Raw genomic sequence first — 12,697 nt, 5'->3', positions numbered from 1 at the left:
CGGACAGATCCGCCCGTGACAAGTGTCAGGAACACGTTTCATTTCTGTCCTCGAGGAAAGGTTGGAGATGGGTACACCCGTCATCGTCGAAGCCGCCCGCACCCCGATCGGCAAGCGCCGCGGCTGGCTGTCCGGCCTACATGCCGCCGAACTCATCGGCCTCGCCCAGCGCGGGCTGCTCGAACGCGCACATCTCGACCCCGCCCTCGTCGAACAGGTCATCGGCGGTTGCGTCACCCAGGCGGGCGAACAGTCCAACAACGTCACCCGGGTGGGCTGGCTGCATGCCGGGCTCCCCTGGCAGGTCGGCTGCACCACCATCGACGCCCAGTGCGGTTCGGCGCAGCAGGCCAACCACCTGATCGCCGGTCTCATCGCCACCGATGCCATCGAGATCGGCATGGCGTGCGGCGTCGAGGCCATGAGCCGGGTTCCGCTCGGCGCCAACGTCGGCGAGAACGCGGGGCCGCGCAGGCCCGCCGCATGGGATATCGACCTGCCCAACCAGTTCGAGGCCGCCGAACGAATCGCCAAGCGGCGCGGCATCACCCGCGACGACATCGACGCACTGGGCGTGCGCTCGCAGCGACTGGCCGCACAGGCATGGGCCGAGGGTCGCTTCGACCGCGAGGTGCTCACCGTGACCGCGCCGGTCGCCGATAAGGAAGGCAACCTCACCGGCGAGAAGATGGATGTCACCCGCGATCAGGGTCTGCGGGAGACCACGACGGAGAGCCTGGCCGGCCTGAAGCCGGTCCTCGAGGGAGGTATCCACACCGCCGGTACGTCCTCGCAGATCTCCGACGGCGCCGCAGCAGTCCTGCTGATGGATGAAAAGGCCGCGCGCCGTGAAGGTTTGACGCCGCGTGCGCGGATCGTCACCCAGTGCCTGGTCGGCTCGGAACCCGAATTCCATCTCGACGGTCCCGTGCAGGCCACCACCCGACTGCTGGAGCGCTCGGGCATGAGCATCGGCGATATCGATCTGTTCGAGATCAACGAGGCATTCGCCTCGGTGCCGCTGTCGTGGGCGGCGGTGCACAAGCCCGATATGGACCGGGTGAACGTCAACGGTGGCGCCATCGCACTCGGCCATCCGGTGGGCTCCACCGGATCCCGCCTCATCACAACGGCTTTGCACGAGCTGGAGCGCTCCGATCGCAGCATCGCAATGGTGCTCATGTGTGCCGGTGGCGCACTCGCGACAGGCACGATCATCGAGCGACTGTAAGCCTTTCAACCAATTCCCCCGTGCAAGTTGAACGTTCATCTCGGAGGCGGCAAAACGTGTCGTACGCCACACAAACTTCGGTACAGACGACTAGATGAAGTGTCAGCTATCTTGCGGCTACCGCCGGTCCGACCGGGAAGAACCCCGCGACGGGCTAGAACTTGCTGGCCGGACGGCTCCACAAGAGCCGTTGGTGTAACCCGCAAACGCCACGCTCGGAGCCTCTGCACTGGATACCGACCTGGAAGCTTCAAGGAAATTCGGAATCAGGCGTAGGTTTTCAGTTACTGAGCCGCTAATATCAATGATACGTATCCGAGATAACGACTGTTAGTACAGCGAAGGGAATTGGGCGGCTCACAATGGCTGATTTCGCGGCGCGGCTGAACAAGCTGTTCGAAACCGTGCATCCCCCGGGGCGTAAGCCGCACACGAACGCGGAGGTCGCAGCTGCGCTGACGGCCTCAGGGCATCCGATCTCCAAACCGTATCTGTCACAGTTGCGGTCCGGGCAGCGGACCAATCCGTCGGATGAGACGGTGGCCGCATTGGCGAAGTTCTTCAAGGTCAAGCCGGACTACTTCTTCAACGACATCTACGCCGCCAAGATCGATCACGACCTGGAACTGCTGTCGCAGTTGCAGGGTTACGGACTGCGTCGGCTGTCGAGCCGGGCATTCGATCTGTCCGAAGAATCCCAGAATCTACTGACGTCCATGGCGGAGAAACTCCGGGCGAGCGAAGGTCTGCCCGAAGTTCCTCCGGACGGGACCGAATAGACTCGCACATAAGGCAACACAGTGCGACCGATCGGTCGCACTGTGTTGCCTTATGTGATCGGCGCCACTCCGCAGCGAATCCGCCTGAAGACGTCCGAAAACCGCTGTCCCGGAGCGTGAGCCGCGCCAGGGCAGCGGAATCGACCCGTCGGGTTCAGCGCTGTGCCTCGGCCGGTTTCCGCTGCTGCTCGCGTGCGGTGGTATCGAAAGCCTGCGCGATCGCATTGACCCAGCCGCGCGGGCTCACCCCCTCGGGCGGTGCGATCCAGCGCGCATCGACCACCACATCACCGAGCGGATGACGTGCCCACCGGGCCACCCGATCGGCACGCAGGGTCACCGAGTCCGGCGGTTCACCGGCCGAGACGATCTCCACACCGCCACCGGACTGGAGGTAGAGCGCATCCATGATCTGCGCGACCCGGTCGGAAGCCTTCAACTGCGTTGACGTTCCGCCCTGCTCATGCGCGACCACCTCGGGGAAGCGCTTCACCAGTACACGGTGCAGCAGCTCGATACGTCGCAGCAGCAGCCGCGCACGCACCCACAGTTCGATCACGATCCACACGGCGCCGAACGCGATCAACAGGCTCGCGATCTGCCACACCGGCCAACCCCAGTCCGCCACACCGGGTTCCGCGCGCGGAGCATCGATGGCGGTGCGACGGGTCTCCAATGCGGCCATCACCGCGACCACCGCGGTGCCCGTGGTGTAGATCGCGATACCGCGCCCGAGCGCGGTCCAGTCCAGGTTGCGCAGACCGGTGACGACGATGAACAGCCCACCGAGCGCGACGATCACCCAACCGACGATATGCGTCCACGCCAGCGCCGTCGCCGCGGCGACGGCACCCACCGCATAGATCGCCAGCGCGATCTGGCGCAGATTACTGCGCGAGACCACCGGCCACGCCGCCGAGGCGACCACCGACGTCGCCGTGGTGAACAGCAGCCAGGCCGCGACGACGACGCCATCGGAGAGCATCCCGGAGCGCAGACCGTCCGGTAGCAGGTTGTCGACCGCGAGCCCCACATCGGGAATCGCGACGGTGGCGGCCATCGCGACCGCGGACACCGCGATCACGATGGCGACACGGGCGGTCGTCGCGGGCTTGACCAGCACGCGCCCCACCCGCGCACCGGCTGCCACCCAGACCAGCATGGCCGTCAACCAGAAGGTCATCCAAGAGCCTCATCGAATCGAAGGACCGAGACGCCCGCGCCCCGGTTGTTGAATACGCGCAGCCGCGTCATCAGCATCGCGGCGAAGGTCTCGGCCTCCCATTCGGCCTGTTCGTCCTCACCGTCGTCGACGATCTGCTGATGAGCGCGCTGGCTCAGCATGTAGGCGATCAGATCGTCACTGGCTTCCAGCGTCACCTCCGGCGCTGGCGCACCCTCGTGGTCGAACACGATGTGCCCCAGCTCATGTGCGAGGGTGTGTTCGCGACTCGGCAGTGCCGTTGCCAGCACGATCACATCTTTGTCCGGGTAGAAGCGGCGCTGACCGCAGACGCCGGGGCCGAGATCGGCATCGGCGATCTCGATCATGCGTTTGCGTTCGGCGGCGATGGCGAGCACCACCTCGTCGAGGGTGGTGGCGTCGAAATCGGCCGCCACCGCGCATACCGCGTCCACCGCCGCGGCAACCCGGCGGTAGGAACGCGAACCACTCTGGGCCTTACTCTGTGTCATCGCCGATCACGCACCCGTTCCGAAGAATTCGGCGCGCGCGGCATCGATCCGCGCCTGCGCCGCCGACGCACTCTGGAAGCTCACCGCACCGGAACCGGCTCCGGCCAGGGTGAGTGCGATCAGACCACCGATCACCGTCAACATCTTCGGTGCGGGCAGACCGTCATCGGAGCTGGTATTGCGCACATCGGGGTCCGCTGGCGCGGCCATCGCGGGCGGTGCCGCCGGAGCCGGGGCCGCGGGAGCCGGTGCTGCGGGCGCGGGCGCTACCGGGGCCGCAGCGGGCCCGGGCGGTGCGATCACCGGCACGACCGGAACCGGCGGAACGACCGGCGCGATCACCGGCGGCGCGGGCACGGGCACCGGCGGAATGGCCAGCGGGGGCAGGGCCGGGGCCGGCGGAACCGGCGGGATGGGCAGCAGCAACAACAGCAGCGGGGAGGCTGAACCGACGGCGGCCGAGCCGACGGCCGCCGAACCCACCGCGGCCGAACCCGTTGCGGCCGAACCGATTCCCGCAGACCCGAGAGCAGCCGAACCGACAGCCGCCGAACCGGTACCGAGGGCGCCGACACCGGCCGAACCAACCGCTGCCGAACCCGTGCCCAGCGCTGCCGAACCGGTGCCGAGTGCCGCCGAGCCGGTGCCGAGCGCGCCTACTCCAGCGGAACCCACTGCGGCCGAACCGGTTCCGAGCGCACCGATACCCGCCGATCCCACTGCCGCTGAACCGGTTCCGAGTGTTGCGCCCAGCCCGGCCGAACCGGTACTGAGAATCACGCCGAGGGCCGAGGATCCGGTCCCGAGGGCCGCGCCGAGTCCGGCCGACCCGGCCGCCGAGCCAGCGGCCGCCGAGCCCGCCGCAGCCGATCCCGCTCCGGCCGAGCCCGTGCCCGGTCCTGCGATGTCGGTCGGTTCGATGCCCGCGTCGACCGGGGTGCGCTGACCCGGGATGGTGAGCGGCTGCCATTCGTCGGCGTCGTCTTTGACAGGGGTAGCGCTGTTCGTCGCGTTCGTGCCTTGGCCGGGGTTGGAGTTGGCGCCGGGGTTCACGCCTGGCGCGGGGTTCACGCCAGGGCCGGGATTCACGCCGGGACCGGAGTTCGCACCGGGGGCAGTACCCACATTCGTGGTCGGGCGGCTACTCGCGTCGGTGCCGTTGCCCGAGTTCGCGGCAGAGCCGCTACCCCCGTCAACACCGTTACCCGAGTTCGCGGCAGGGCCACTGCCCGTACTCACTCCGGGAGCAGGACCCGCACTCGGGCCGGGATTCGCGCCGGGATCGCCGTTTACGTTCACGCGGGGTGCGCTACCCGCGTGTGCGCCGGAACCACCTCCCGAGTCCGCTCCCGCACCATGACCCGCGTTCGCGCCGAGGCGATCGCCCGTGTTTCCACCACCGCTGCCCGAATTCGGCAGGATGCCGTTACCCGGATTCGGAGCGCTGTTGCCACCCTGTCCGGCGCTACTGTCCGGCTGGGCCTCGGCCGCCACCGGCCCGAGTAGCCCGAGGCACCCGACGGCCCCCGCTACCGCGAGCACACGCGTAATGCGACCAATGGCCATGCGACGGCCTTCCCCTCATAGAGACTGCGCAGATCTTCGCCCGGCCACACGCACACCCCGGACTTCAACGACGGTTGCCCATAGTAAACCGTGGGCTCCCGGTGGCGCAGCCGTACCGCCCGCACACAGGCGCCGATAGACGGCACATTCCGTTCGCCTGGACGGCGTAAACCGCGTCTGCCGAGGCCGGAGGCTCGCCGCGAGCACCGGGCCGCGAAGGACCTGACGGTCGGTTTGCTGACACCCTCGATTCGATCCCCTTCGAGGCAAGGTTGTGCAGTCGGTCACAGCACCTCGAAAACCGCTCAGAGAGCGGTGCCCGACCGGCGACGAGTACCAGCGATGAGTCCGATGATCTGATCGGCCGGGCGGCGCTGAGGAATTCCTTCGGCGCCCGAACGGACCGGCGTCGACCGCGGTCACGAACGGCACCAGCGCCGCGAACACCCGCAAAACGGCGTGAAGAAGCGGTGCGCGAGAGGTGCAGGATCGACGAACCCCGCCTCAGTGCAGGTGAGCGGCCGAGGCGGGGTCCGTGAAAGTGGTTACGCCCCGTAGACCGGTTCGGGGTCGTTGGCCTTGGCGAGCAGGTCGGCGACGACCGGGCCCAGTTCGGCCGGATCCCAGCGGGCGCCCCGGTCGACGGGGATGCCGTGGCGCCAGCCTTCGGCGACGGCGATCTTGCCGCCTTCGACCTCGAACATACGTCCGGTCACACCGGCGGATTCGGCACTGCCGAGCCAGACCACCAACGGGGAGACGTTCTCCGGGGCCATGGCGTCGAAGCCTTCTTCGGGCGCCGCCATATCGTCGGCGAAGACGGTCTCGGTCATCCGGGTGCGGGCGGCGGGGGCGATCGCATTGACCGTGACGCCGTAGCGGGCGAATTCGGCCGATGCGGTGAGGGTCAGGCCCGCGATACCGGCCTTGGCGGCGCCGTAGTTGCCCTGGCCGACGCTGCCCTGGAGACCGGCGCCGGAGCTGGTGTTGATGATGCGGGCATCCACCGGTCGACCGTCCTTGGACTCACCGCGCCAGTATTCGATGGCGTGGCGCATGGTGGCGAAATGGCCCTTGAGGTGCACGCGGACGACGGCGTCCCATTCGTCTTCGGACAGGTTCACCAGCATCCGGTCGCGCACGAATCCGGCATTGTTGACCAGCACGTCGAGTCCGCCGAAGGTGTCGACGGCCTGGCGGATGAGTCGGCGCGCACCTTCCCAGTCGGCGATATCGTCGCCATTGGCCACGGCCTCGCCACCGGCCGCGCGGATCTCGGCGACGACCTGTTCGGCCGGGGTCTCGCCGGTGTCGGTTCCGTTGAGCGCGGAGCCGAGGTCGTTGACGACCACCTTCGCGCCCGCCGCGGCGAACGCCAGCGCGTGCGCCCGGCCGATGCCCCGGCCCGCGCCGGTGATGATCACGGTACGTCCGGCGCAGATCCCATCGGTTTCCATGGTGTTCCTATCGTTCTGGTGGGTGGGTGATCGGCCCGCTTCCGAGGTGGAGCGCGGAATGATCGGTCAGGGCTTCGGTGCACCGTTGGGTGTGGCCGCGTTCGCGGCATCGAGGAACGCCGGGCGCTCACCTCCGCCGTGCACCTCGAGCGTCGCCCCGCTGACGTACGCGGCCAGTGGTGAGGCGAGGAAGGCGACGCAGCGGCCGACGTCCTCGGGCCGGGCCAGTCGGCCCAGCGGGATCGTCGCGCCGACCGCGGCCACTCCGTCGGCGTCGCCGTAGTGCAGCTGGCTCAGCTCGGTCTCCACCGGGCCGACGACCAGCGAGTTCACCCGAACTTTCGGCGCCCACTCCACGGCGAGCGAGGCGGTGAGACTGTCGACGCCCGCTTTGGCCGCACCGTAGGCAGCGGTGCCCGGCGAGGCGCGGTGCGCGCTGACGCTGGAGATATTGACGATGGTTCCGCCGTCCGGCTGTGCCTGCATCACCGCATTGGCGAGCTGCGAAACCAGCAGCGGGGCCAGCAGATTCAGTTCGATGATCTTGGCGTGGAAATTCTTGCTCGCATCGGCGGCCAGGGCGAAGGGCGCGCCGCCCGCATTGTTCACCAGATGGTCGAGCCGTCCGTGCCGAGCGATGACGGTGTCGATCATCTCGCGTACCGCGTCACCATCACGTACATCGCAGGGCAGGAATTCGGCCTGCCGCCCCTCGTACTCCACCGGGGCCTCACCGGGGCGGCGAGCGCAGGTCAGCACGGTCGCCCCGGCGGCGAGCAGGGCTCGGCTCACGCCCGCGCCGACGCCGCGAACGCCGCCGGTTACCAGAACGACGCGTCCGGACAGATCGATTTCGAGTGCCACCGTGCTAACCTACCAAGCAATTGCTTGCTTAGCCAAGGTTCGCTCACGATGGGAACTGCGATGGGGATCAACCGTCACACCGAATCAACCGGCATCACCGTCATCACGGTCGACTATCCGCCGGTCAACGCCATACCGTCGGACGGCTGGTTCGCCCTCGCCGATGCGCTGCGCGAGGCAGGCCGCGACCAGGACACCAAGGTGGTGGTGCTGCGCGCGGAGGGCCGCGGATTCAACGCGGGCGTCGATATCAAGGAGATGAACCAGGACACCGGGCACACCGCGCTGATCCGCGCCAACCACGGCTGCTTCGAAGCGTTCGCCGCCGTCTACGACTGCCAGGTGCCGGTGATCTCCGCGGTGAACGGCTTCTGCCTCGGCGGCGGTATCGGCCTGGTCGGCAACTCCGATATCGTCGTGGCCTCCGACGACGCCACCTTCGGACTGCCCGAGGTCGACCGCGGCGCGCTCGGCGCCGCCACGCACCTGGCGCGGTTGATCCCCCAGCACCTGATGCGGGCGATGTTCTACACGGCAGGCACCCTCACCGCGCAGCAGCTCCATCACTACGGTTCCGTGCTCCAGGTCGTGCCGCGCGCCGAACTCGACGCCGCCGCGCTGGAGGTCGCCAAGAACATCGCCGACAAGGACGGCCGGGTCATCCGTGCCGCCAAGCGCGCGCTCAACGGCATCGACGTGCAGGACGTGCATCGCTCCTACCGCTATGAGCAGGGTTTCACCATGGAACTCAACCTCGCCGGTGTGGCCGATGAGATCCGGGCGCGCTTCGACGACGACCTGGCCGCGCAGAAGAAAGGGAAATAGAGACTCATGCGCGACAAGCAAATGACGCTCGACGAGATCGTCGGCGAACTGCGCAGCGGTATGACCATCGGCCTCGGCGGCTGGGGTTCGCGACGCAAGCCGATGGCCCTGGTCCGGGCGCTGCTGCGTTCGGATGTCACCGATCTGACCGTGGTCACCTACGGCGGGCCCGATCTGGGTCTGCTGTGCTCGGCGGGCAAGGTGCGCAAGGCCTACTACGGATTCGTCTCGCTGGACTCCGCACCGTTCTACGACCCGTGGTTCGCCAAGGCGCGCACCGAGGGGGCGATCACCGTGCGCGAGATGGACGAGGGCATGGTGAAATGCGGTCTGCAAGCCGCCGCCGCCCGCCTGCCCTTCCTACCCATTCGGGCCGGATTGGGTTCGGCCGTGGTCGATTTCTGGGAGGGCGAGCTGAAGACGGTGCAATCGCCGTACCCGACCGATGGCAAGACCGAAACCCTCATCGCCATGCCCGCGTTGAACCTGGACGCCGCCTTCGTCCATCTGGATCTGGGCGATAAGCACGGCAATGCCGCCTACACCGGTGTCGACCCCTACTTCGACGACCTCTACTGCCTGTCGGCCGAGCGCCGCTACCTGTCGGTGGATCGCCTGGTCGAAACCGAGGAACTGGTGAAAGCCGTTCCGCAGCAGTCGATCATCCTCAACCGCATGATGGTCGACGGTGTGGTCGAATCCGCCGGTGGCGCGCATTTCACCTTCTCCGGCAGCTACGGCCGCGACGAGAAGTTCCAGCGTCACTATGTGGAGGCCGCCACAACGCCCGAATCGTGGGCCGAGTTCAAGGCGCGCTATCTGGATGTGTCCGAGGACGAATACCAGGCCGCCGTCCGCGCTTTCGCCGAGGAGCAGAAGTAATGAGCAGTACCGCATCGCAGAGCGATTCCGTGAGGGGTGGCGGCCGGGAGACGGGTGGGCCCTCAACCATCACTCGGGCCGAGGTCTGCGTCGTCGCCGCGGCCGAGATCTTCCGTGGCGCGGGCGAGATCATGGCAAGCCCCATGTCCACCGTCACCACCATCGGCGCCCGGCTGGCGCGGCTGACCTTCGCACCGGACCTGCTGCTGTCCGATGGTGAGGCGCTGTTGTTCGCCGAGGTCCCGGCCATCGGCGGTAAGGCTCCCATCGAGGGCTGGATTCCGTTCTCCAGGGTGTTCGATGTGGTCGCGTCCGGTCGCCGCCATGTCGTCATGGGCGCGAATCAGCTGGACCGGTACGGCAATCAGAACCTGTCCGCGTTCGGTCCGCTCCAGCAGCCGACCCGGCAGATGTTCGGTGTGCGCGGCGCTCCGGGCAATACGATCAACCACGCCACCAGCTACTTCGTGCCGAGGCACAACAAGCGGGTGTTCTGCGAGAGTGTCGATGTGGTGTCCGGAATCGGTTACGACAAGATCGATCCCGAGAATCCGGCCTACCGGTTCCATCATCTGCACCGTGTGGTGAGCAACCTCGGCGTCTTCGACTTCGGTGGGCCCGGCCATACGATGCGCGCGCTGTCGCTGCATCCGGGTGTGGCCGCCGATGAGGTCGCCGAGAACACCTCGTTCGAGATCGCCGAGTTGGGCGAGGCGCCGGAGACCCGGCTGCCCACCGAGGAAGAGCTGCGGATCATCCGCACCGTCCTCGACCCGAAGGGATTCCGCGACAAGGAGGTGCAATGAGCACAGCAGCACAGAACGCTTCCGGACAGGGTGATCGGCCCCGGCTGCGGACGCCGCTGACCGAACTGGTCGGCATCGAGCATCCGATCGTGCAGACCGGTATGGGCTGGGTGGCCGGGCCGCGGTTGGTCGCGGCCACCGCGGAGGCGGGTGGACTCGGCATTCTCGCCTCGGCCACCATGACCTACGACGAACTCGAGGCCGCGATCGCCAAGACCAAATCGCATACCTCCAAGCCGTTCGGTGTGAACATCCGCGCCGATGCCTCCGATGCCGGTGAGCGCATCGATCTGCTGATCCGGGAGAAGGTGGCGGTCGCGTCGTTCGCGCTGGCACCCAAGCAGGATCTGATCGCGAAGCTGAAAGACGCCGGTGTCGTGGTGGTTCCGTCGATCGGCGCGGCCAAGCATGCGGTGAAGGTGGCGTCCTGGGGCGCGGACGCGGTGATCGTGCAGGGCGGTGAGGGCGGCGGTCATACCGGTCCGGTGGCGACCACGCTGCTGCTGCCGTCGGTGCTCGACGCGGTCGACATTCCGGTGGTCGCGGCCGGTGGCTTCTTCGACGGTCGCGGTCTGGCCGCCGCGCTCGCCTACGGTGCCGCCGGTATCGCCATGGGTACCCGCTTCCTGCTGACGCAGGAGAGCCAGGTGCCCGATGCCGTGAAACAGGAGTACCTGAACCGGCATCTCCAGGACACGGTGGTGTCGCTCAAGGTCGACGGTATGCCGCACCGCGTGTTGAACACCGAACTGGTGCAGCGCCTGGAACATTCGGGCAATTGGCGCGGTCTCACCGCTGCCGTCTCCAATGCCGCCAAGTTCAAGAGCATGACCGGTATGAAATGGTCGACCATGGTCCGCGACGGCCTCGCCATGCGCAAGGCCAAGGACCTCACCTGGTCGCAGGTCATCATGGCCGCGAACACCCCGATGCTGCTGAAAGCGGGCCTCGTCGAGGGCAATACCGAGGCAGGCGTGCTCGCCGCGGGCCAGGTCACCGGCATCATCGATGACCTGCCCACCTGTCAGGAACTCATCGACCGCATCGTGCGCGATGCGGTCGCGCGGATCGACACGATCGCCGCGCTCACCGACGACGCCGCGGCGATCCCCGGCGCGTCCAAGTAACCGACTCCGCTCGGTCACCGATCAGGCGGCCTCCCTTCCCGGGGAGGCCGCCTGACTTCGCTTCCGAGGCCTCGCGGCCGAATTCCGCAACTCCCGCAACGCTGGATCCGATAGTCGATTCGCACGGGCCACTCCCCGCCGATCCGGGTCGAGAACGTACGCCCGACGCCCATTTACGAACTGCCGCAACGTCCCCGACGGCCACCCGGCGTGACAAATTGCCACACGGTCAGGCAGTTCCAGCCGCGCTTCCGGAACTCGTACGCGCTAGCCAAGCATCCCGAACGATGGTGTCGACCGCGAAGCGCAGGCCACCTTCCCGTGAGTGGAGGCGAAAATTGGTTGAGAGATTTTTGTTGCGGACGTATACCGAAACTATGAGTATCGGAATTGTGGGTTTGGTGCGGGGGATGTACATGGGTGAGTGGGCGGAGCGGGTGGGGTTGGAGGTGGGGGCGATATGTGATCGGGATGTCGAGCAGGTGGCGGCTGCGCGGGTGAAGTTTCCGTCGGCTCGGGTGAGTGGGGATTGGGTCGAGTTGCTCGATGCTGGGCTGGATGGGGTGATCATTGCCAATGATTTCGATGGGCATGCGGAGTTGGCCATCGCGTTTTTGGATCGCGGGGTGCATGTGCTGTCGGAGACGGCGGCCTGTGCTTCCGAGGAGGAGGGGCGCGAGCTGATCGCTGCGGCGGAGCGGTCGACGGCGACCTACTCGTTCGCCGAGAACTATGTCTTCCATCCGCATACGCGGCTGCTGCGGGAGTCGGTCGATTCGGGTGAGCTCGGCGCGCTCGCGATGGTGGAGGCCGATTATCTGCACAGCCTGTCGCCGCAGGACACCGCGGGGCTCATCGGCGATCCGGCACACTGGCGTGGTCGCATCGCGCCGACCGCGTACTGCACGCACACCGTGTCTCCACTGCTGAATCTCACCGGCGCATGGCCGGTCCAGGTCAGCGCCTTCGCCGTCGGTCCAGGCGACGATCGGCCCGCCGCCGTGGCGATGGCCATCCGGCTCTCCGACGGCACGCTGGCCCTGGCCCGCCACGGTTTCCTCGCCGGAGAGGTCGACAGCCATTGGAGCTGGATATCGGTGCGCGGCGCCGACGGACTCGCCGAATCGGGCCGCGCCACCGGCGACAGCGCCTGGTCGGTGCGGGTGCGCAAGGAAGGCTGGGCGCAACCGGACGGGCAGACGCGGGAGGAGGTCCGCGCCCCGCACCCCTATCTGGTGCACGACGAGCCGATCGATCCGATGGCCGAGGGCACGGTGGCGGTGCTGGAGGGATTCCGCGCCACCATCGAGAACGGGGCGCCCCCGTTGATTCCGGTGCGGCCCGCGGTCGCGGCCTCACTGGTCGGCGTGGCGGGTGCGGAATCGCTGGCGCAGGGTTCGGCGCCTGTTCCCGTACCGGATGTGTCGGCCTAGACCCGGCCGGAAATAGCCGACCGAAACCGCAC

The 12,697-nt window shown here is 67.5% G+C and carries 12 protein-coding genes; 7 read left to right on the top strand and 5 right to left on the bottom strand.

Going from position 1 to position 12,697, the window contains the following annotated elements; genetic code table 11:
• Window positions 1–67 precede the first annotated feature (67 nt).
• Both QH168_RS12345 and QH168_RS12340 read left to right on the top strand, forming a co-directional pair.
• Window positions 68–1,231 carry a steroid 3-ketoacyl-CoA thiolase gene (locus QH168_RS12345; protein WP_280234733.1) on the top strand — a complete coding sequence of 388 codons (1,164 nt, stop codon included), beginning with the start codon at window positions 68–70 and terminating at the stop codon, window positions 1,229–1,231.
• A 362-nt stretch (window positions 1,232–1,593) separates the two neighbouring features.
• The gene (locus QH168_RS12340; RefSeq protein ID WP_014348820.1) at window positions 1,594–2,010 is read left to right on the top strand and encodes a helix-turn-helix domain-containing protein; all 417 of its coding nucleotides are present in this window, start codon (window positions 1,594–1,596) and stop codon (window positions 2,008–2,010) included.
• A 154-nt stretch (window positions 2,011–2,164) separates the two neighbouring features.
• Here QH168_RS12340 and QH168_RS12335 read toward each other — a convergent pair whose 3' ends face one another.
• The 5 genes from QH168_RS12335 to QH168_RS12315 all read right to left on the bottom strand — a co-directional run bounded on the left by QH168_RS12335 (window position 2,165) and on the right by QH168_RS12315 (window position 7,592).
• The gene (locus QH168_RS12335) at window positions 2,165–3,193 is read right to left on the bottom strand and encodes a hypothetical protein (protein WP_280234732.1); all 1,029 of its coding nucleotides are present in this window, start codon (window positions 3,191–3,193) and stop codon (window positions 2,165–2,167) included.
• On the bottom strand, window positions 3,190–3,705 hold the full coding sequence (locus tag QH168_RS12330) for an ImmA/IrrE family metallo-endopeptidase (protein ID WP_036532694.1): 516 nt from the start codon (window positions 3,703–3,705) through the stop codon (window positions 3,190–3,192). The genes QH168_RS12335 and QH168_RS12330 overlap by 4 nt, the downstream gene beginning before the upstream one ends.
• Window positions 3,706–3,711: 6 nt before the next feature.
• The gene (locus tag QH168_RS12325; protein WP_280234731.1) at window positions 3,712–4,794 is read right to left on the bottom strand and encodes a hypothetical protein; all 1,083 of its coding nucleotides are present in this window, start codon (window positions 4,792–4,794) and stop codon (window positions 3,712–3,714) included.
• A 1,022-nt stretch (window positions 4,795–5,816) separates the two neighbouring features.
• Window positions 5,817–6,728, bottom strand: coding sequence for an SDR family oxidoreductase (locus QH168_RS12320; protein WP_280234730.1), 912 nt, complete (start codon window positions 6,726–6,728; stop codon window positions 5,817–5,819).
• Window positions 6,729–6,794: 66 nt separating this feature from the next.
• Complete coding sequence (locus QH168_RS12315) at window positions 6,795–7,592, bottom strand: SDR family oxidoreductase (RefSeq protein WP_280234729.1); 798 nt, start codon at window positions 7,590–7,592, stop codon at window positions 6,795–6,797.
• A gap of 60 nt (window positions 7,593–7,652) precedes the next feature.
• On the opposite strand from QH168_RS12315, the gene QH168_RS12310 reads away from it, so the two are divergent.
• The 5 genes from QH168_RS12310 (at window position 7,653) to QH168_RS12290 (ending at window position 12,665) form a co-directional block, all read left to right on the top strand.
• On the top strand, window positions 7,653–8,417 hold the full coding sequence (locus tag QH168_RS12310; protein WP_280234946.1) for an enoyl-CoA hydratase family protein: 765 nt from the start codon (window positions 7,653–7,655) through the stop codon (window positions 8,415–8,417).
• A 6-nt stretch (window positions 8,418–8,423) separates the two neighbouring features.
• Window positions 8,424–9,299, top strand: a complete 876-nt coding sequence (locus QH168_RS12305) for a CoA transferase subunit A (protein WP_280234728.1) — start codon at window positions 8,424–8,426, stop codon at window positions 9,297–9,299.
• Window positions 9,299–10,105 carry a CoA-transferase subunit beta gene (locus tag QH168_RS12300; protein ID WP_280234727.1) on the top strand — a complete coding sequence of 269 codons (807 nt, stop codon included), beginning with the start codon at window positions 9,299–9,301 and terminating at the stop codon, window positions 10,103–10,105. Before QH168_RS12305 ends, QH168_RS12300 begins: the two co-directional genes overlap by 1 nt.
• On the top strand, window positions 10,102–11,232 hold the full coding sequence (locus tag QH168_RS12295; RefSeq protein WP_280234726.1) for an NAD(P)H-dependent flavin oxidoreductase: 1,131 nt from the start codon (window positions 10,102–10,104) through the stop codon (window positions 11,230–11,232). Before QH168_RS12300 ends, QH168_RS12295 begins: the two co-directional genes overlap by 4 nt.
• Window positions 11,233–11,609: 377 nt before the next feature.
• Complete coding sequence (locus QH168_RS12290; protein WP_280234725.1) at window positions 11,610–12,665, top strand: Gfo/Idh/MocA family protein; 1,056 nt, start codon at window positions 11,610–11,612, stop codon at window positions 12,663–12,665.
• The last annotated feature ends 32 nt before the right edge of the window (window positions 12,666–12,697 follow it).

The organism is Nocardia cyriacigeorgica (assembly GCF_029868385.1).
GTDB classification, from domain to species: Bacteria; Actinomycetota; Actinomycetes; order Mycobacteriales; family Mycobacteriaceae; genus Nocardia; species Nocardia cyriacigeorgica_F.
Note: the sequence above shows the minus strand (reverse complement) of the source record. Positions and strands in the feature narration are given on the sequence as shown.

Coding starts and splice junctions, on each gene's coding strand:
- QH168_RS12345 (WP_280234733.1), top strand. CDS start 68: ATGGGTACACCCGTCATCGTCGAAGCCGCCCGCACCCCGATCGGCAAG.
- QH168_RS12340 (WP_014348820.1), top strand. CDS start 1,594: ATGGCTGATTTCGCGGCGCGGCTGAACAAGCTGTTCGAAACCGTGCAT.
- QH168_RS12335 (WP_280234732.1), bottom strand. CDS start 3,193: ATGACCTTCTGGTTGACGGCCATGCTGGTCTGGGTGGCAGCCGGTGCG.
- QH168_RS12330 (WP_036532694.1), bottom strand. CDS start 3,705: ATGACACAGAGTAAGGCCCAGAGTGGTTCGCGTTCCTACCGCCGGGTT.
- QH168_RS12320 (WP_280234730.1), bottom strand. CDS start 6,728: ATGGAAACCGATGGGATCTGCGCCGGACGTACCGTGATCATCACCGGC.
- QH168_RS12310 (WP_280234946.1), top strand. CDS start 7,653: ATGGGGATCAACCGTCACACCGAATCAACCGGCATCACCGTCATCACG.
- QH168_RS12305 (WP_280234728.1), top strand. CDS start 8,424: ATGCGCGACAAGCAAATGACGCTCGACGAGATCGTCGGCGAACTGCGC.
- QH168_RS12300 (WP_280234727.1), top strand. CDS start 9,299: ATGAGCAGTACCGCATCGCAGAGCGATTCCGTGAGGGGTGGCGGCCGG.
- QH168_RS12295 (WP_280234726.1), top strand. CDS start 10,102: ATGAGCACAGCAGCACAGAACGCTTCCGGACAGGGTGATCGGCCCCGG.
- QH168_RS12290 (WP_280234725.1), top strand. CDS start 11,610: ATGAGTATCGGAATTGTGGGTTTGGTGCGGGGGATGTACATGGGTGAG.